At 31.3% G+C, this 19,283-nt stretch carries 18 protein-coding genes; 6 read left to right on the top strand and 12 right to left on the bottom strand.

Going from position 1 to position 19,283, the window contains the following annotated elements; translation table 11 throughout:
- The 8 genes from pcrA to NSU06_RS04510 form a co-directional block, all read right to left on the bottom strand.
- Entirely contained in the window at positions 1–2,193 is a 2,193-nt protein-coding gene (pcrA, locus tag NSU06_RS04545; RefSeq protein WP_037541687.1) for a DNA helicase PcrA, read from the bottom strand.
- Complete coding sequence (locus tag NSU06_RS04540) at positions 2,193–2,885, bottom strand: heptaprenylglyceryl phosphate synthase (protein ID WP_017175246.1); 693 nt, start codon at positions 2,883–2,885, stop codon at positions 2,193–2,195. Before NSU06_RS04540 ends, pcrA begins: the two co-directional genes overlap by 1 nt.
- Positions 2,886–3,044: 159 nt before the next feature.
- Positions 3,045–3,347, bottom strand: coding sequence for a YerC/YecD family TrpR-related protein (locus NSU06_RS04535; RefSeq protein ID WP_017175247.1), 303 nt, complete (start codon positions 3,345–3,347; stop codon positions 3,045–3,047).
- Between the two features lie 104 nt (positions 3,348–3,451).
- A complete protein-coding gene (purB, locus tag NSU06_RS04530) occupies positions 3,452–4,747 on the bottom strand; it encodes an adenylosuccinate lyase (RefSeq protein WP_049379618.1) in 1,296 nt (431 codons plus the stop codon).
- Between the two features lie 222 nt (positions 4,748–4,969).
- Positions 4,970–5,152, bottom strand: a complete 183-nt coding sequence (locus tag NSU06_RS04525; protein ID WP_002455112.1) for an NETI motif-containing protein — start codon at positions 5,150–5,152, stop codon at positions 4,970–4,972.
- A complete protein-coding gene (locus tag NSU06_RS04520) occupies positions 5,133–5,738 on the bottom strand; it encodes a DUF2179 domain-containing protein (RefSeq protein WP_002450021.1) in 606 nt (201 codons plus the stop codon). The genes NSU06_RS04525 and NSU06_RS04520 overlap by 20 nt, the downstream gene beginning before the upstream one ends.
- 110 nt (positions 5,739–5,848) lie before the next feature.
- The gene (gene nadE, locus NSU06_RS04515) at positions 5,849–6,685 is read right to left on the bottom strand and encodes an ammonia-dependent NAD(+) synthetase (RefSeq protein ID WP_061544438.1); all 837 of its coding nucleotides are present in this window, start codon (positions 6,683–6,685) and stop codon (positions 5,849–5,851) included.
- Positions 6,678–8,147, bottom strand: a complete 1,470-nt coding sequence (locus NSU06_RS04510) for a nicotinate phosphoribosyltransferase (protein ID WP_079335369.1) — start codon at positions 8,145–8,147, stop codon at positions 6,678–6,680. The genes nadE and NSU06_RS04510 overlap by 8 nt, the downstream gene beginning before the upstream one ends.
- A gap of 178 nt (positions 8,148–8,325) precedes the next feature.
- On the opposite strand from NSU06_RS04510, the gene NSU06_RS04505 reads away from it, so the two are divergent.
- Positions 8,326–9,393, top strand: coding sequence for a nitric oxide synthase oxygenase (locus tag NSU06_RS04505; protein WP_017175252.1), 1,068 nt, complete (start codon positions 8,326–8,328; stop codon positions 9,391–9,393).
- A 30-nt stretch (positions 9,394–9,423) separates the two neighbouring features.
- Positions 9,424–10,224, top strand: coding sequence for a prephenate dehydratase (pheA, locus tag NSU06_RS04500; RefSeq protein WP_017175253.1), 801 nt, complete (start codon positions 9,424–9,426; stop codon positions 10,222–10,224).
- Positions 10,225–10,404: 180 nt separating this feature from the next.
- On the opposite strand, the gene NSU06_RS04495 is transcribed toward pheA, so the two are convergent.
- The gene (locus NSU06_RS04495) at positions 10,405–11,964 is read right to left on the bottom strand and encodes an SLC13 family permease (RefSeq protein ID WP_017175254.1); all 1,560 of its coding nucleotides are present in this window, start codon (positions 11,962–11,964) and stop codon (positions 10,405–10,407) included.
- A 240-nt stretch (positions 11,965–12,204) separates the two neighbouring features.
- Entirely contained in the window at positions 12,205–13,287 is a 1,083-nt protein-coding gene (locus NSU06_RS04490; protein WP_039984319.1) for a glycosyl hydrolase family 28-related protein, read from the bottom strand.
- A 133-nt stretch (positions 13,288–13,420) separates the two neighbouring features.
- On the opposite strand from NSU06_RS04490, the gene NSU06_RS04485 reads away from it, so the two are divergent.
- The 3 genes from NSU06_RS04485 (at position 13,421) to NSU06_RS04475 (ending at position 16,521) form a co-directional block, all read left to right on the top strand.
- A complete protein-coding gene (locus NSU06_RS04485; protein WP_002450084.1) occupies positions 13,421–13,981 on the top strand; it encodes a cysteine hydrolase family protein in 561 nt (186 codons plus the stop codon).
- Between the two features lie 48 nt (positions 13,982–14,029).
- Positions 14,030–14,959 (top strand): manganese-dependent inorganic pyrophosphatase, encoded by a 930-nt coding sequence (locus NSU06_RS04480; RefSeq protein WP_002450056.1) that lies wholly within the window; start codon positions 14,030–14,032, stop codon positions 14,957–14,959.
- A gap of 179 nt (positions 14,960–15,138) precedes the next feature.
- Positions 15,139–16,521 (top strand): aldehyde dehydrogenase, encoded by a 1,383-nt coding sequence (locus tag NSU06_RS04475; protein WP_019835501.1) that lies wholly within the window; start codon positions 15,139–15,141, stop codon positions 16,519–16,521.
- A 56-nt stretch (positions 16,522–16,577) separates the two neighbouring features.
- Here NSU06_RS04475 and pglS read toward each other — a convergent pair whose 3' ends face one another.
- Together pglS and NSU06_RS04465 are read right to left on the bottom strand one after the other, a co-directional pair.
- Positions 16,578–17,624 carry a 6-phosphogluconolactonase gene (pglS, locus tag NSU06_RS04470; RefSeq protein WP_101804375.1) on the bottom strand — a complete coding sequence of 349 codons (1,047 nt, stop codon included), beginning with the start codon at positions 17,622–17,624 and terminating at the stop codon, positions 16,578–16,580.
- A 122-nt stretch (positions 17,625–17,746) separates the two neighbouring features.
- Positions 17,747–17,920: a hypothetical protein gene (locus NSU06_RS04465; protein WP_093514810.1), complete on the bottom strand. Its 174-nt coding sequence runs from the start codon at positions 17,918–17,920 to the stop codon at positions 17,747–17,749.
- 279 nt (positions 17,921–18,199) lie between these two features.
- On the opposite strand from NSU06_RS04465, the gene NSU06_RS04460 reads away from it, so the two are divergent.
- On the top strand, positions 18,200–19,240 hold the full coding sequence (locus tag NSU06_RS04460) for a C45 family autoproteolytic acyltransferase/hydolase (RefSeq protein ID WP_049413915.1): 1,041 nt from the start codon (positions 18,200–18,202) through the stop codon (positions 19,238–19,240).
- Positions 19,241–19,283 lie beyond the last annotated feature (43 nt).

The raw sequence follows: 19,283 nt of genomic DNA, 5'->3' as shown, positions 1-19,283 counted from the left end.
CTAATCCTCCTTTTTTTCGATAGGCGCAAATTGAGCTAATAAACGCTTAGGACCTTCAGATTTAAATATAATATCTAATTCAACAGAGCCATTTTTTTCACTTACATTACTCACCATACCTTCGCCCCATGATTTATGTGTCACTTTATCTCCTACCTTCCAATCTGAAGCAGATACTTGTTTTTTAGTAGAAGTCGTACGTTTACTAAAACCACGTTTTGACGATGTAGTTGACTTAGAAGTGATTGTTTGTCGTTTTGATTTTGCTGGTGTTTCTAATAATTCTTCAGGAATTTCTTTTAAGAAGCGTGATGGTAGATTTGCTTGTGAACGTCCAAATAACATACGAGAAGTTGCATGTGTAATATATAACACTTCTTCTGCACGTGTGATGGCTACATAACAAATTCGTCTTTCTTCTTCCATCTCATGTTCGTCATCACTTTTAATTGCTCTAATATGAGGGAAAAGTGATTCTTCCATACCCATTAAGAATACAATTGGGAACTCTAATCCCTTTGCAGAATGCATGGTCATTAACGTTACACCACTATCAATTTGTGCTTCATCAATATCTGCGACAAGTGATAAATCAGTTAAAAAGTTAATCAATGATTGTTCTTCTAAAGGTGTATCTTTTTCATAGTCTTTAGGTACAGACATAAATTCATCAATATTTTCAAGACGACTACGTGATTCAATTGTTTGTTCATGTTCTAACATTTGACGATATCCTGATTTTTCAAGTATTTCCTCAACAATCTCACTAATTTCTAAAAATTCTTGTTCTTTAATTAAGTTTTGAACCATTTCATAAAATTGTATACATTCTTGAGTTACTTTTTTAGAGAGCCCTATAAAATCCACTTCTCCTAATGCATCAAACATACTAATATTGTTATCTAGTGCATATCGTTGAATTTTATCAACTGATGATGGTCCTATCCCTCTTTTAGGAACATTAATAATTCTTTGAAGACTAATATCATCATTACTATTTGCTACTATTCTTAAATAACTTAATAGATCTTTGATTTCTTTACGATCATAGAACTTTTGGCCTCCAACCATCGTATAAGGAATATTTGATTTCATAAATGTTTCTTCTAACACACGTGATTGTGCATTTGTTCGATACAAAATTGCCATATCATTATAGTCTTTTCCAGACTTACGATGTTTAATAATTTCACGAACTACATATTCTGCTTCGTCACGTTCAGTCATCGCTTCATAATATTTAATCTTTTCTCCACCATTATTTGCAGTCCATAACCCTTTAGGCTTCCGTTCAGTATTATGTTTAATCACTTCATTTGCAGCTGTTAAAATGGTTTTTGTTGATCGATAATTTTGTTCTAGGAAAATGGTCTTTGCTTCAGGATAGTCTTCCTCGAAAGATAATATATTTTGAATATCTGCACCACGCCATCCATATATTGATTGATCAGAATCACCTACAACACATAAATTTTTAAATTTACTTGCAAGTAATTTAACAAGTGTATATTGTGCTTTATTTGTATCTTGATACTCATCTACATGGATGTATTGAAATTTATTTTGATAGTATTCTAATGCATCTGGTACACGTTCAAATAAACGAATCGTTTTCATGATTAAATCATCAAAATCCAATGCTTCATTTCTAGACAGTTGACGTTGATATCCACTATATACTGTTGCAACCATTTGTGAATGAAAATCATTTGCTTCTTTCATCGCATCTTCGGGCGTTTTCAATTCATTTTTTAAATTACTGATGGCACCAATAAACATTCTCGGTTCAAAACGTTTACTATCAATATTTTCATTTTTAAGTACATCTTTAATTACAGATTTTTGATCAGTTGGATCAATAATGGTAAAGTTGCGTTCAATTCCAATACGATCTGCATCTCTTCTTAAAATCTTTACACACATTGAATGGAACGTTGACATCCAAATCACTTGAGCTTCTTCACCAACCAAGTGTTCCACACGCTCTTTCATTTCTTTTGCAGCTTTATTAGTAAAGGTAATAGCTAAAATGTTATACGGAGACACATCTTTTTCATCTAATAAGTAGGCTATGCGATGTGTTAACACCCTTGTTTTACCTGAACCTGCGCCAGCCATGATAAGCAGAGGACCTTCTGTCGTTCTAACTGCTTCACTTTGTTCTTTATTCATATTACTTACTAGAGCATTCATTATTTCGACTCCTTCTTTATTTTTACAGTTTTTAAAGCTTTTTTAATATCTGAGTATATAATATTACCTACAATAATTGTATCGGCATAGTTTTTCATTTCTTTAGCTTCAGTTAAAGAACTAATACCGCCACCATAAAATAATTGTGTATGGGTTAACATTTGGGAAGCGGCTTTTACAATATCTTTATCTCCATATGTACCACTATATTCTAAATACAAAATTGGCAACTTATACATTTCTTCAACGAGTTGAGCATAAGCTTCAATATCTTCAACATCTAACTGAGTATTTGATTGTGTCAGTTTGGCTACTTTACTATCTGGATTAAGAACGACATACCCTTCAAGCATCACTTCTTCAAAATTAATCATATGACCATATTGTTTTAATGCTTTATGAAGCAAACCATTATGATACGTCACATCATTACTATTTAATATTGAAGGTATAAAATAAAAGTCAAAGCCAGGCATTACGCTATCTAAATTTGAAACCTCTAGTACTAAAGGTAATGGATATCTTCTAACTCTACTCATAAGATGAATGACATTATCTTCAGTTACATCGTCTGTCCCACCAATCATGATGGCATCAGTATCTGACATACATAAGGCTTCTAAATTTTCGTCGCTAATCTCTTTGGCAGGATCAAGTTTAAATACATGCTGCCACTTTCTAATGTCATACATTATCCATAACTCCTTCTTTTAACATACACTAAATTATAGCATTTTTACCTTTGCAATTCTAAATCAATACACTAAGTTTATACTAGTATAAATTGTAAAAATTATATTCACAAAAAAGAGACAATTGCTATTTTTAGCTAAGCAATTGTCTCTCTTTATTTATTCTTTTGTTTCAACATTTAATCTATCTAAAATCATTGTATACGCATCATTACCCCATTGCAGTGAGCGTTTAACTCTAGATATCGTAGCTGTTGATGCACCAGATTTCTTTTCTATAGTTGCATAAGTAAAACCTTGCTTTATCATTTTAGCAACTTGAAGTCTTTGAGATAAAGATTGAATTTCATTGACTGTACATAAATCATCAAAGAATTGATAACATTCTTCTCTATCTTTAAGTGTTAAGATAGCATCAAATAATTCATCCAATGCTTCTCCTCTTAATTTTTCAATTTGCATCTCAAGCAACCCCTATTTTCAAATTAAATATAACTATATTTTAACGCATTAATTAATTAAAGTGTAGTTATTTCAATTGAAAATACTAAAACTATATTAGTAAACTATTCTAAATTAGCACGTTTAAAAATGGTATCAACTTGGTTCAAATGATGTTTTGGATCAAAACACTCGTCTAATTCTTCTTTAGATAAAACATTTGTAATGGTTGAATCTTGTTCTATAAGTTCACGGAAAGGTGTTTTAGTTTCCCAAGATTTCATTGCTTTAGGTTGTACTCTATCGTATGCTTCTTCACGAACCATACCTTTATTAATCAATGCAAGTAAAACGCGTTGTGAGAAAATAAGACCAAATGTTTTATTGATATTATTTCTCATATTATCTTCAAATACTGTTAAACGGTCGATAATATTAGTAAATCTGTTTAAAGCATAGTCTAAAGCAATTGTTACATCTGGTAACATAATTCGCTCTGCAGAAGAATGAGAAATGTCTCGTTCATGCCATAATGGGACATTTTCATAAGCAGTCGTAATATAACCACGAATCACTCTTGAAATACCTGTAATATTTTCTGAACCGATTGGATTACGTTTATGCGGCATTGCTGATGATCCTTTTTGACCTTTTGCAAATGCTTCTTCAACTTCTCTCGTTTCAGTTTTTTGTAAATTACGAACTTCTACAGCAAATTTTTCTAATGATGTCGCAATTAACGCTAAAGTTGCAATGTAATAAGCATGACGATCACGTTGAAGTGTTTGAGTTGATACAGGGGCTGTGTCAATTCCGAGATGTTTACAAACGTAACTTTCAATTTCAGGAGGGATATTGGCAAATGTTCCTACTGCACCACTCATTTTCCCAACTTCAATTTCTTTACGTACCTCTTTAAAACGTTTTAAATTACGTTTCATTTCTGTATACCATAATGCCATTTTTACGCCAAAAGTAGTTGGCTCAGCATGAACACCGTGTGTACGACCCATCATTAATGTATATTTGTATTTTTTAGCTTTTTCTTCAAGTACTTTAATAAAGCGTTCAATATCTTTTTCAATAATTTCATTAGCTTGTTTAATTACATAACTTAATGCAGTATCTACAACATCTGTAGAAGTTAATCCATAATGAACCCATTTACGTTCTTCTCCAAGTGTTTCAGATACTTGTCTTGTAAATGCTACTACATCATGACGTGTTTCTTGTTCAATTTCTTTTGCACGATTGACATCAACTTTAGCATTTTCACGAATTTTTTTTACGTCGTCCTTAGGAATATACCCTAATTCGCTCCAGGCTTCACAAGCAAGAATCTCAACTTCTAACCATGCTTCATATCTATTTTGGTCTGTCCAAATACTAGACATTTCTTCTCTTGAATAACGTTCAATCATTATTAAACTCCTATCTTATGTAATTATTTTTATAAAAAGCTGTACATTAAATCGATTTTAAGTAAAATAGTTCGTATTTAACTCTATATTTATAGTTTAACAGATTCTATACTAAAAGTATAAAGATTTTTTATTCTAATTGAATATAGGTTTACGAACTTTATAAAAATATTAAAAGGTCTCTGACTTCTAAATTGTCAAAGACCTATATATGAGCAGTTATTAAATGTCGTTTTCGATTTTCTTACCAACAAATTGAATATCTTGTCGTAATATCTTTATATTTCCTTGTTTATCTTCAAAGTACACAGGTTTTTCAATACGTCTGACTGGCATGTATCCTTCTTTTCTCATACGTGCAATACAATCTGAAATAGTTTCATTTTCATTTACCTTGAACTTCACTATGTTCCACAACACTTTCTATTTCTTCTACTTCATATGCTTTTACTTTCTTAGTTCGAACACCTTTAGTCCAGAATCCACCGTGAATGGCTCTAGGTTCATACGCAATGATAAATGCTTTTTCATCTAAACTACGAACAGTTTCCATTAATTTTCGTTCATAACGTCTAGGTGTTAAAATTTGCATTACCATTCGACTTCCATCTCTACCATGTGCTTCATAGTGAGTAACACCATAACCTAAATTTCGTAACTCTTTAGGTAAATCAAGCTCGTATTCTGCAGATGTTACGTTTACAACTGTATAGCCTAATGCAAGCTTTTCTTCAATTTTCATTCCAACAATGATACCTATTGAGAATCCAAAGGCATATGCAATAATATTTTGAATTTGATCTAAACTAGACATCACTAGCCCTAATCCAACAACATATATTAAAACTTCAAGAAAACTTACTACTGCTGCCATATAACGATATCCTTTTAACGTTAAAATCGTACGCATTGTAAGAAATGTAACATAAAAAACGTTAATGATGAATATCGCTAATACCATTATCCATGGATTTGACGTAATTACTGACATATTATTCCTCATTTCATTTAACTAAAATTCGAAATAATTTTATCAGTCACAAATAATTTTGTCACTAAAAACTAATAGTAATTAAATCATTTAATTATTAGAGTATTCATTTATTCTTTTGTATGTGAATGTTTAGGCCAAGTATAGCGAGTATATGCCAATTCTCTTTTATGTGCATTTTTAACATAATGATTCTCTATCGTTGTTTTTGCATCACTTGGTACTTCTTTGCCCTCTAAGTAGTCATCAATTTGATTATAAGTTACCCCTAATGCTTCCTCATCAGGTAATTGAGGTTTATCATCTTCTAAATCAGCAGTAGGCACTTTTTCATATAAATGTGTTGGCGCTTCTAAATATTCTAAAAGCTGTCTACCTTGGCGTTTATCTAGTCCAAAGATAGGTGCAATGTCAGCAGCACCATCACCATATTTAGTATAAAAACCTGTGATATTTTCAGCTGAATGGTCCGTTCCTATAACAATACCACTACGATTTGAAGCAATAGAAAATTGTACTTTCATGCGCTCTCTTGCTTTTTCATTTCCTCTTTGGAAATCTGTAAGTTCAATACCCGCTTCTTTCAATGATGCTACACTTTGATCTACTGCCGGTTTAATATTAACTGTAATCACTTCATCAGGTTGAATAAAATGAAGTGCATCTTCTACTTCATCAGCATCCTTTTGTTTACCATAAGGAAGTTTAACTGCTATAAATTGGCATTCTCTTCCTTCTTTACGGAGTTCTTCAACTGCTAATTGCACTAATTTACCAGTGAGTGTAGAATCTTGACCACCAGATATGCCAAGTACTAATGACTTAATAAATGTATGTGATTGAACATAATTTTTAATGAATTGGATAATCTCACGAATTTCTTGTTGACTATCAATATGTTTCTTTACTTTCATTTCTTTTACTACGATATCTTGTAAATTAGTCATTGTCTTCCTCCATTTCCTTAACATGTTCTGTCACTTCAAGAATGCGCTTTTGTTTATTATTCCAACAACTTGTGCTTAAATCTACTGGATATTCTTGTGGATTTAAATAACGTTTATTTTCTTCCCACAATTGTGATAATGATTGTTTTAAATAATCTTGAGTTTCTTTTTCACTTGGTAAGTCATAAACTAACTTACCATTTTCGAAAATTGAATGATGTAAATCAATTGCTTCAAAATGCTTAACATGTTTCATTTTATAAGTATGAACTGGATGGAACATCTTTAATGGTTTTTCTTTATTAGGATTTTCATGTTCAAGCGTGATATAGTCACCTTCAGCCTTGCCAGTTTTAGTATTAATAATACGATATACTTTTTTCTTACCAGGCGTAGTAACTTTTTCCGCATTATTTGATAGCTTGATACGATCTACATATTCACCTTCATTATTTTCAACAGCGACAAGCTTATAAACTGCTCCTAAGGCTGGTTGATCATAACCCGTGATCAATTTAGTCCCTACACCCCAAGAATCTACTTTTGCACCCTGTGCCTTTAAACTGGTAATTGTTTGCTCATCTAAATCATTTGAAGCAATGATTTTTGCGTCTTTAAAGCCTGCATCATCAAGCATACGACGAGCTTTTTTCGATAAATATGCAATGTCACCAGAATCTAATCTTATACCTATAAAATTAATGGAATCTCCTAATTCTTTTGCAACTTTAATTGCAGTTGGTACCCCTGATTTTAAAGTGTGGAACGTATCTACTAAAAACACACAATTTTTATGTCGTTCTGCATAAATCTTAAATGCTTTATACTCATCACCATATGTTTGAACTAGTGCATGAGCATGAGTTCCGGAAACTGGAATACCAAATAATTTGCCTGCTCGGACATTACTTGTTGAATCAAACCCACCAATATATGCTGCACGTGCTCCCCAAACTGCGGCATCAATTTCTTGTGCACGTCGTGTACCAAATTCCATTAACGTATCTTGTGGTGCAACTTGACGAATTCTACTAGCTTTCGTTGTAATAAGCGTATGAAAATTTACAATATTAAGTAAAATCGTTTCAATAAGTTGAGCTTGAATTAATGGCGCTTCTACTCGTAATAATGGTTCATTCCCAAAACACAATTCCCCTTCTTGCATAGCGCGAATATTCCCTGTAAATTTCAAATTTTTAAGATATTTTAAAAAATCATTTTTATATCCTATTGATTGTAAATATTCGATATCAGAATCACTAAAATGGAAGTTTTCTATAAATTGAATCATCCTTTTTAACCCATTAAAAACAGCATATCCACTTCCAAATGGCATATTTCTAAAATACAAATCAAACACTGCATTTCTTTCATGAATACCGTCATTCCAGTAACTTTCTGCCATATTTATTTGATATAAGTCATTATGTAACATTAAACTATCATCTTCGTAACGATACACCCTCATCTCTCCTAACAACCTTTTTGTATATTTTATCACAATTCAGTAATAGTGAGTATTTTCGATAATAGTCTTTAATTTAAAAATTAAATTTTTTTAATTCGACAAATTCATGACATAAGTATTTATTGTATGTGTTATATCAGTTACTCGCTTATAATACTATTGAGGTGATTATATGCTATTAGAAGAAGCTAAAAATTTTATCCAAACTATGTATGGTGAATTAAATTACTCAAATCATATTATTTCTAAACGTATCACTGAGATAGAGAAAGAAATCAATCAAACAGGTACTTATACACATACTTATGAAGAACTAAATTATGGTGCTAAAATGGCATGGCGTAATTCCAATCGATGTGTCGGCCGCTTATTTTGGGAATCATTAAACGTTGTGGATGCACGAGATATTTATACAGAACAACATTTCTTAGATGCGCTTCATAATCATTTAAGCAAAGCAACAAATGGCGGTAAAATCAAACCATATATCACTATATTTTCTTCAACTGATGCACCTAAAATATATAACAATCAATTAATACGTTACGCAGGATATGAAGATAAAGGCGATCCATCAGAACGCGAGATAACGCAATTAGCTAATCATTTGGGATGGAAAGGCAAAGGTTCAGACTTTGACGTGCTTCCTCTTATTTATCAATTACCAAATTCACCTATAAAATATCATGAATTTCCAGCTTCATTGATTAAAGAAGTTGATATAGAACATGATCAATTTCCAAAGCTGAAAGATTTACATTTAAAATGGTATGGTGTTCCTATTATTTCTAATATGGATTTGAAAATAGGTGGAATTACATATCCAACTGCTCCTTTTAATGGTTGGTACATGGTCACTGAAATTGCAGTTCGTAATTTTACTGATACTTACCGCTATAATTTGCTTGAAAAAGTTGCAGAAACATTTGAATTTGGTACACTTAAAAATAATTCATTTAATAAAGATCGTACATTAGTAGAATTAAATTATGCAGTTTATCACTCTTTTAAATCACAGGGTGTTTCTATTGTTGACCACTTAACTGCTGCTAAACAATTTGAATTATTTGAAGAAAAAGAGGAACAGCATCATCGTGATGTTACTGGAAAATGGTCATGGTTAGCCCCACCGTTATCGCCAACGTTAACTGCTAATTATCATCATGGATACAAAAATATTATTAAAGATCCTAATTTCCATTATAAAAAAGCGATACCGATGAAATGTCCATTCCACTAGTGTACAAGATTCATGAGGTGACAATTCATCATGCATTTATATTATTTAGGTCCCGAAGGTACATTTTCATATTTAGCTGCTAAAAAATATTTTTCAAAAGATAACTTTAATTTCATACCAAAGTCTAATTTATACGAAGTCATTAAGGCAGTAAATAGTGACGCTCAATCTGTAGCAATTGTACCAATAGAAAATTCAATTGAAGGAACTATAAACATTGTGGCAGATGCACTGGCTCAACAACATGTTTTTGCACATGGGGAAATACATTTAGATATTAATTTTGGTTTATATGCGACAAGTGATTCAAAGGTAGAAAATATAAAAAAGGTATACTCTATCGCACCAGCCATCAGTCAAACAAGCCAATACATTCAAAAACATCAATTTTCTTACGATTATGTTGACAGTACGATTCAAGGATTAGAAAAAATTTCCTCAGATGTAGCTGCCATTGTTCCTGTGGGTAGTGGTGAAATGTACGGATATACTGCTATAGAGAGTAATATTCAAGATTATCCGCATAATGTTACACGTTTTTTAGTCATAAAAAATGATAATAACTTTGAGTCTAAAACGAATAACACAATGCTATTAATTACCCCTAAGTATGACAAAGCTGGATTACTGGCAAGTATACTGACTACATTTGCATTATTTGATATTAATTTATCATGGATTGAATCAAGACCACTGAAAACTCAACTGGGTATGTATCGTTTCTTTGTACAAGCAGATACCGGTCTATCAGATAATTTGAATAAAGTTATCTCGATATTAGAAACATTAGATTTTTCAGTAAAAATTATTGGCGCTTTTCATCGTCAATAAAATAGAGTGGACAATATTTGTGTTGAAGTTATCCTCTCATTCTGAAAATCTAACCGCATCATATTAAAAATGCCTAGGATCACTCATGAACTCATGATGTCCCAGGCTCTTTTTATGTATTTATTTAAAGTATTAAGATAAAACATACATAATGAATATATGATTTCAAGATATTTAATTTTATTTTAAATTTAATGTGTCAGAAATATCAAATCCTAAAATATGTGGCATTAAGAAATAAACAACTACTATAATAATCACTGCAGAAATTAAATTAACCCAAACTCCTACTTTAGCCATTTCTTTAATACTCAACTTACCTGATCCAAATATAATAGCATTTGGGGGTGTTCCTACTGGTAACATGTAAGCACAGTTTGCTGCCATAGCTGCAGGTACCATTAATAACAATGGATGTACACCTACTGCTACAGATAGCGCAGCAAGAATAGGTAAAATCATTGTAGCAGTTGCTGTATTCGAAGTCACTTCTGTTAAAAATAACACAAATATTGTAATGACAATAACGATTACTAGTGGATGCACCCCATCTAACATTTTCAGTTGCTCACCTAGCCATTTTGCTAAACCACTTTCTGAAATTCCTTTTGCTAAAGCTAAGCCTCCACCAAATAATATAAGTACACCCCATGGTAATTCTTTTGCCACTTCCCAATCAATAATTCGCTTATGCTTTTCTTTACTTTTAGCCGGAAATATAAAAAGTAAAATAGAAATAAATATTGCAATTGTACCGTCTGCAACTTCAGATGTTATTGAAAAATTTTTTAAAATAAATTCTCTTGTTATCCATAGTAAGCTGGCAAGAATAAAAATAGCTTGAACTACTTTTTCTTCATAAGACATTTTACCAAGACGATTGAGTTTATCTTCAATCAATGTTTGACCACCCGGTAAATACTTCAGATCATGTCTAAATGCGATAAATCTTAAATAAGCCCATGCTAGTGCTATTAAAATAATGACTGTAGGAATACCAACAATCATCCATTTAGCAAAGCTAATTTCTTGTCCAAAATGTTGTTCAAATTGTCCTTTTAGTATAATGAGTGGCGGTGTTCCAATAAGTGTACCTAATCCTCCGATGGTCCCAGAATAACCAATTGCTAAAACAAGTGATTTTTCAAATTTCGAAATACTATCTGATTTAACGTCATCATCTTTCAACTCATTCGCTTCTTTAATAATTGCTAAACCAATAGGTATCATTATCATAACAGCCGCTGTATTTGATACAAACATTGATAGGAATCCTGTAGCAATCATGAATCCTAATAATATTTTACTCGTGCTTGCCCCAATATATCTAATAATAGTTAAAGCTACACGTGTATGTAAATTCCACCTTTCCATAGCAATTGCAAGAATAAAACCACCTAAAAATAAAAAGATAATATCATTACCATATTCAGAAGAGACTTGTTCAGGCGAAAGTACATGTCCTAAAGGCAAAAGTATGAGTGGTAAAAAACTCGTTGCAGCAATTGGTATCGCTTCTGTAATCCACCAAATAGCTATCCACACCGTAATTCCTAAAACATATACCCCTTTGAAAGGAAGTTCTACTGGATGAAAGAATGATAAGATAAGAACAAACAATAACGGTCCTAAAATGAGCCCCAATAATTGCCCCATAGAATAAGATTGATTTGTATGATCTTTTTTAGAAAAAAATGTTAAGTATTGTGCATTTCTTCGAAAACCTGATTGCTTAGTCATCTAATTCTCCCCCTTTAAAATTAGAAACTTAACTTAATATATTCTATTTTTAGAAATATGGCATCATCTCAACAAAGTTGATTTGATACCTATTATATTGCAAACAAGCCTCATAGAAATCTGACTTTTTTGAAAATATATAATGATATTATAACATAAAAGAAAACGCTTTATTATATATCATAATAAAGCGCGTATCATTTATTTTTCATCTATAATTATACCTTTTTAAATTAAATACTAATCAATATTAATTTTTTTAACTTTAACTTTATCATTTTGATTAAATGTCAAATTAGAAATATCTTCTAAATGTAATCTTTGTGTCGAATGATTAAACGAATTACCTGCAATAAAAACATTAGTATGTTTTACATTATTATAACTTCTCACGTGTATAGCATCTCTTTTCATTTCTCCTTCGAAATGATTACCGGTTACAGTCAAATTATCTCCAGCTTGAGTCTTTTGAACTTGTCCTGTAGAAACATCAGCCGCATTTTTTCCATCTTTAACTCCAAGAAAACGAATACCACCATTACAATTTATAAAGGTATTATTTGAGATAAACATTGTCTTTGATTTTAACGGAGTTAATGCATATTCATTCATTCCGTTAAACACATTATTCCTTATATGAATATTTTCGTAAAAGCGATTATAACGACTGGCATGAGAGCCTATCGCTCTATTCCAAGCTTGCATTTTAGGTTGGTTTGAATTTCCAAAATAGCAATCTTCAATGACAACATTTTTGGTAATCGTGCCATCAGTCGTACCAAATTTAGGAAATGACCCAGGCACTTGAATGTCTAATTGAATTGCTTCAGAAAATGAGCGATCACCATTTACATCAAAAAAGCCTTTAAACTTACAGTTCTTAATATATAAACCATTGATTCCACAAGCATCTAGTGCATGTCCACCTACAACATCAAGTACTGTAATATCTATTAACTCGATATCTTCAGCATGACCTATAGACATTGCGGTATTATTGTAGGGGTACTTTGAACCGTTCATATCAAATATACCACCTTTTATTTTAATATGCCCATTTCCTTGATATCCATGATAGAAACCAAATTTTTTACCATTTTTTAACAATGCATCTCTCGAGTGACGCTGCAAGATGGTATCATCTTCTAATATTAAAGTGGTATGATCATATATCACTAATGCTTTACTAATATAATAAGTCCCAGATGGTATATAAACTGTATGTTCTCCATATCTTGCGGCATTAAGTGCTTTTTGTATAGCTTTAGTATCTCTTCGTTTATGTTTTCCTTTTAAACCAAAATCCTGTGCATTGATCAATATTTTTTATCCCCTATCTTATGTTGTTATTAAATATATTTGTAACCATAATGGTGTATAGCTATACTATATTTATAATTTAATATTATACATTTTTTAAGGTATTCAAACATTTATTAAGAAAGGGATGTTTATTATGACTAACAAAGCATTGATTGTTGTAGATTATTCTTATGATTTTATCGCTGATGACGGCCGATTAACTTGTGGTAAACCAGGCCAAGATATTGAACAGTTTATTGTAGAAAGACTCAATCAATATCAACATCAACATGATAATATCTTTTTCATGATGGATTTACATTTTGAAGAAGACCCGTATCATCCTGAAACTAAATTATTCCCACCACATAACATTGAAGGCACTTCAGGTCGTCAATTATATGGTAAGGTAAAATCATTTTTTGATAAATATAAAAATGAAGATACTGTACATTATTTAGATAAGCGACGTTATGATTCTTTTTATGGTACTGCTTTAGATAGTTTATTAAGAGAAAGACATATTGATACTGTTGAAATTGTAGGTGTATGTACTGATATATGTGTACTCCATACAGCAATTTCTGCTTATAATTTAGGCTATCATATTATTATCCCTGAACAAGGTGTTGCCTCATTTAATGAAGAGGGTCATCAGTTCGCTTTAGCTCATTTTAAAAACTCATTAGGTGCAAAGGTAGAAGTTATCAATTAAAACATGCTAAAATAAGGATAAATTTAAAAATTAAGGGTGAATAAATCAATGGCAAAAACTTATATTTTTGGACATCAAAATCCGGATACAGATGCAATATCTTCAGCTATTATCATGGCTGATTTTGAACAACAAACTGGAAATTCTGAAGCAACTCCTTATCGCTTAGGTGAAGTGAGTGCTGAAACAAAATATGCATTAGATCATTTTAAAGTTGATGCACCAACTTTATTAAATGATGATTTAGAAGGTCAAGACGTTATCTTAGTTGACCACAATGAATTCCAACAAAGTGCTGAAACTATTGCTAAAGCGAATATTGTGAATGTCGTAGATCATCATAGAATTGCGAACTTTGAAACAGCAGGTCCTTTATACTATCGTGCAGAACCTGTAGGTTGTACTGCTACAATTCTTTATAAAATGTATAAAGAACGTAACTTTAAGATTAAACCTGAAATTGCTGGATTAATGATTTCAGCTATTATTTCAGATAGTTTATTATTTAAATCTCCAACATGTACTGAAGAAGATGTAAATGCTGCTAAAGCATTAAAAGACATTGCTAATGTCGATTTAGATGAATATGGTTTAGAAATGTTGAAAGCAGGTGCTTCAACAACTGATAAATCTGCTGAAGAGTTATTAAATATGGATGCTAAATCATTTAATATGGGAGATTATGTTACTCGTATTGCTCAAGTCAATACTGTAGATATTGATGAAGTCTTAAATCGTAAAGATGAATTGGAAAAAGCAATGTTAGAAACAAGTGCAAACGAAAAATATGATTTATTTGTATTAGTTGTCACTGATATTATTAACAGTGATTCTAAAATTTTAGTTGTCGGGGCTGAAAAGGATAAAGTTGGTCAAGCCTTCAATGTTCAATTAGATGATGGTATGGCTTTCTTATCAGGTGTAGTTTCTCGTAAAAAACAAGTTGTACCTCAAATCACTGAAATTTTAACTAAATAATTCATATTTTAATTCATATATAATAAGGCTGAGATAGTAGGTTACTTAACTCTCAGCCTTTTTTTAATTTATTTTAATCATTCATTCAAATGTTTTAACCTTGGATACATTTAACTAAAATCATATAGTCAATCACACCTATAACGGTATTGGGATTGACTGTACAGGAGGTACTACAATTGAATTTAATAGAAAAACAATTTCAAGAAAGTAAACAGTTTTTTAAAACACATCAAACTAAAGATATCAAATTTCGTAAACAACAATTAAAACTATTAAGTAAAAGTATTAAAGACCATGAAACAGAATTATTAGAGTCGTTAAAAATAGACTTAGGGAAAGGTTCAGTAGAAGCGTATGCTACTGAAATTGGTATACTTTTAAAAAGTATAAAAACAGCTCGTAAAGAATTAAAAAACTGGGCTAAAACTAAGCAAGTAGATACACCCCTATTTATGTTTCCATCAAAGAGTTATATTAAGCCTGAGCCCTATGGAACAATATTAATTATCGGTCCCTTTAATTATCCCGTACAACTTTTATTCGAACCTCTTATTGGTGCTATAGCAGCTGGTAATAACGCCATCATTAAACCTTCTGAACTTACTCCTCATGTTGCACAAGTAGTGCGAAAAGTGATTGAGGATGTATTTACAAGCGATTTTGTAGCTGTCGTTGAAGGTGGCGTTGAAGAAACTCAAACATTAATCAATCTTCCATTTGATTATATATTCTTTACTGGTAGTGAAAATGTAGGTCGAATTGTTTACGAAGCAGCAAGTAAAAATTTAGTTCCTGTCACACTTGAACTTGGTGGTAAATCACCAGTGATTGTAGATGAAACTGCTAATATTAAAGTAGCAAGTGATCGCATTAGCTTCGGTAAATTCACCAATGCTGGTCAAACTTGTGTAGCACCAGATTATATTTTAGTGAATAGAAAAGTTAAAAATGAATTAATTCAAGCATTTAAACAATCTATTGAAGAATTCTATGGCAAAAATATTCAAAATAGCCCTGATTTTGGACGTATTGTTAATACAAAACATTTCAATCGACTTTCTGAATTATTAGCAATACATCGTAATGAAGTGATTTTTGGTGGGCATACTGATGAAAATGAACAATATATCGAACCTACAATTTTAGACGGTATTACTCCACAATCTAAAATTATGGAAGAAGAAATTTTTGGTCCATTATTACCCATCATCGTCTACGATGATTTTAATGAAGCGATAGATATTATTCAAAGTAAATCTAAACCTCTAAGCTTATATTTATTTAGTGAAGATGAAAATACAACGAACTGTGTGCTAGAAGAATTGTCATTTGGTGGCGGTGCAATCAATGACACTTTAATGCATTTAGCTAACCCAAATTTACCCTTTGGTGGCGTAGGTGCTTCAGGAATTGGCGAATATCATGGCAAATATTCATTTGATACATTTAGTCATATGAAATCATATATTTTTAAATCTACTCGACTAGATTCGAGTATTATCTATCCCCCTTATAAAGGTAAATTCAAATATATTAGAACATTTTTCAAAAACTTATAAAAAAATCCCTATAATGGCTCACTTTACAAGTGTTTACATTATAGGGTATTTTTTATCTATAACGATGAATTCAAGAAATCAACAAATACACCTTCAGGTGCGGTATACTGATTGTCAGTAGCAATCAACATACCACTATTTGTATCACGTCTAAATACTGTTAGCGCGTAATTTCCTTCTTGATGTGCACATACAAGGTATTCATCTGACTCAGTAATATTAAAATCTCTTGGAAATTCTCCCCCGCTTTTTACTATTTCAACCGGGTTAATTCCTTTTCCATCATCAACTACTGTAAATATCGCTATACTATCATGTCCGCGATTACTAATATATAGATTTTGTTGATCATGAGATAGTCTCACAGCTGCTAATTTAGTTTCTCCAGTGAAATCTTCAGGAATCGTTAAATGACGTTCAATTTCTTCAAATTTTCCATCATGATATTGTACAACGCTTACTCTATTAGATAACTCATGAACAACATACGCGTATGTCCCATTATTATGGAATTCAATATGACGCGGTCCATCTTCAGCATGGAATTTTGATACTGCATGTTCTTTAAACCCTTCAACTCCGAATGTATATGTTACAATTTTATCTGCACCTAAATCAGTCACAGCTACATATTTATGGTCAGGGGTTTCTCTAATAAAATGAATATGATTATAATCTTGACGCTCATGTGTTCCAGTTGGATAACTATGTTCTAACTCTTCAATTAATTTTACCACTTCGCCTGTCTCTGGATTAAGTTGATATATACGTGCTATTCCAGCAGTATAAACCGCTTCGAATAAGAAGTTATGATCACTAGAAACAGAAATATAACACCCTGTTCCATTCTCTGAAGCTAAACATTGATTAATGAGTGTAAGCTGTCCATTCTCGTCTTTTTTAAATGCAGCCACACCACATGCTTCATTCTCTTTAGTAATTGCATACAAAAATTGTTCAGTTTGAGCAAGATAAGTCGATGCTTCGATATCATATCCTGTATCTACTGATTGTATTTCTCCATTATCTTCATTAAGTTCGAATATATAAATACCCTTACCTTCTTTTTTTGTATAAGACCCCACATAACCTTTGGTTGTCATTTTAATACCTCCATTATATTCAATATTATTAACATTTATACTAGCCAATTGTATTTATTTAAGAGTAATAAAAAAAACCAGTAACTTCAAATGAAATTACTGGTATATGGTACATCGTTGCATTAAGCATTATTGCTTTCAATATCAGATACGATTTCTTTTGTTTTTCTTTCGATATCTTCAAAGTCTTTTTTGAAAATAAAGCCAAATACTACTACTACTACACCAACAACTAGTGTTGTAATAGCTGTAAAGCTTAATAAGAATTTAAATAAACCTTTAATGAAATCCCACATTTATATTTCACCCCTGTACTTAAAATAAATACGTTTACATTAAATCATTTTAACATAGTTAACGTTATGATTAAATACATACCTTTTTATATATTATTTCAAACCTAAAATTAAAGATTTTTAAAAAATCAAATATTTTTTCTTTATTTATAATGAATGACATTTGTCTTATTTACACAGTGAATTACTATCATATATAAATAAACATTATAAGACTTTAAATTTAATATAAATTATTGTTCAATATAAATAATAAAACAAATGATAGGAGGATTTTTCATGCAAGAAGTTAAGTCAGATATTATGACCTTTCGCGGATCACATTTTGATTTAGGTATCAAAACTGCTCAGTGGTTAAAACAGACGCCCTTACTAGACAATAGAGAACGTGAATGGAAGAAGCGTATACCTCGTTTTGACATTGATGTTAATGAAACATATAGCATTTTCCAAACGTATGCACCAGAAATCTGGGAAGAATTATTAGGAATGCAAGAGATATTAAATTTACCGACTAAACAAATGATTTTAAATTTCGGTCACTATCGTTTTACTGATTTAAATGAAAGTGGATGTACAGTTTTTCAAGGTAAAGATTATATGGTTCGTAATTATGACTATCATCCTGCTACATATGATGGCAGATATCTTCTTTATCAACCAAATGATGGTGGACTCGCGCAAATAGGACCAACCTCTAGAGTAACTGGTCGTATGGATGGTATGAATGAAGCAGGTCTTGTGATGGGATATAATTTTATGCACCGTAAGCATCCTGCAAATGGATTTGTATGTTATATGGTAGGACGACTTGTCTTAGAATATTGTAAAGATGTAAAAGAAGCAATTCAATTTCTAAAAGAGTTACCCCATAGAAGTTCATTTAGTTATATTTTAATGGATAAGCATTTAAATCATGCAATTGTTGAAATTACGCCACGCTCATTTGATGTTAGATATGATAAAGTTTGTACTAATCACTTTGAAATATTAACACATGAAAATCGTAACTATACCAAAGAATCTAAAGAACGTCTTGCTCGCACAATTAGTCAAACTTCAGAAGATATAGATAAATATACTGCGTTTAAACTTTTTAATGATCCTAAATATAATATTTATAGTAAGTTATTTAAAAGTTGGTCAGGAACGATTCATACATCAATGTATGAACCTAAGCATTTAAAAGCTTGGATGACATTAGGTGAGAATAGACCCCCTCTATCTATCGACTTTCAATCATGGTTAGAGGGTCATGAACTTGATTTAATAGAATTTACTGGAAAGCTAGATACTGATTTAACATTTGCTACGTATTAATAAAAAAAGATTAGATAAACGTTTTAAAATTTAATTAATCAAC

This window comes from Staphylococcus sp. FSL W8-1270, assembly GCF_038007165.1.
Classification (GTDB): domain Bacteria; phylum Bacillota; class Bacilli; order Staphylococcales; family Staphylococcaceae; genus Staphylococcus; species Staphylococcus hominis.
The sequence above is the reverse complement of the archived record's forward strand: the minus strand, read 5'-3'. Positions and strand labels throughout refer to the sequence as shown.

Coding starts and splice junctions, on each gene's coding strand:
- pglS (WP_101804375.1), bottom strand. CDS start 17,624: ATGACAACCAAAGGTTATGTGGGGTCTTATACAAAAAAAGAAGGTAAG.
- NSU06_RS04485 (WP_002450084.1), top strand. CDS start 13,421: ATGACTAACAAAGCATTGATTGTTGTAGATTATTCTTATGATTTTATC.
- NSU06_RS04465 (WP_093514810.1), bottom strand. CDS start 17,920: ATGTGGGATTTCATTAAAGGTTTATTTAAATTCTTATTAAGCTTTACA.
- NSU06_RS04460 (WP_049413915.1), top strand. CDS start 18,200: ATGCAAGAAGTTAAGTCAGATATTATGACCTTTCGCGGATCACATTTT.
- NSU06_RS04540 (WP_017175246.1), bottom strand. CDS start 2,885: ATGTATGACATTAGAAAGTGGCAGCATGTATTTAAACTTGATCCTGCC.
- nadE (WP_061544438.1), bottom strand. CDS start 6,685: ATGACTAATTTACAAGATATCGTAGTAAAAGAAATGAAAGTAAAGAAA.
- NSU06_RS04505 (WP_017175252.1), top strand. CDS start 8,326: ATGCTATTAGAAGAAGCTAAAAATTTTATCCAAACTATGTATGGTGAA.
- NSU06_RS04535 (WP_017175247.1), bottom strand. CDS start 3,347: ATGCAAATTGAAAAATTAAGAGGAGAAGCATTGGATGAATTATTTGAT.
- NSU06_RS04480 (WP_002450056.1), top strand. CDS start 14,030: ATGGCAAAAACTTATATTTTTGGACATCAAAATCCGGATACAGATGCA.
- pcrA (WP_037541687.1), bottom strand. CDS start 2,193: ATGAATGCTCTAGTAAGTAATATGAATAAAGAACAAAGTGAAGCAGTT.
- NSU06_RS04495 (WP_017175254.1), bottom strand. CDS start 11,964: ATGACTAAGCAATCAGGTTTTCGAAGAAATGCACAATACTTAACATTT.
- NSU06_RS04520 (WP_002450021.1), bottom strand. CDS start 5,738: ATGTCAGTAATTACGTCAAATCCATGGATAATGGTATTAGCGATATTC.
- pheA (WP_017175253.1), top strand. CDS start 9,424: ATGCATTTATATTATTTAGGTCCCGAAGGTACATTTTCATATTTAGCT.
- purB (WP_049379618.1), bottom strand. CDS start 4,747: ATGATTGAACGTTATTCAAGAGAAGAAATGTCTAGTATTTGGACAGAC.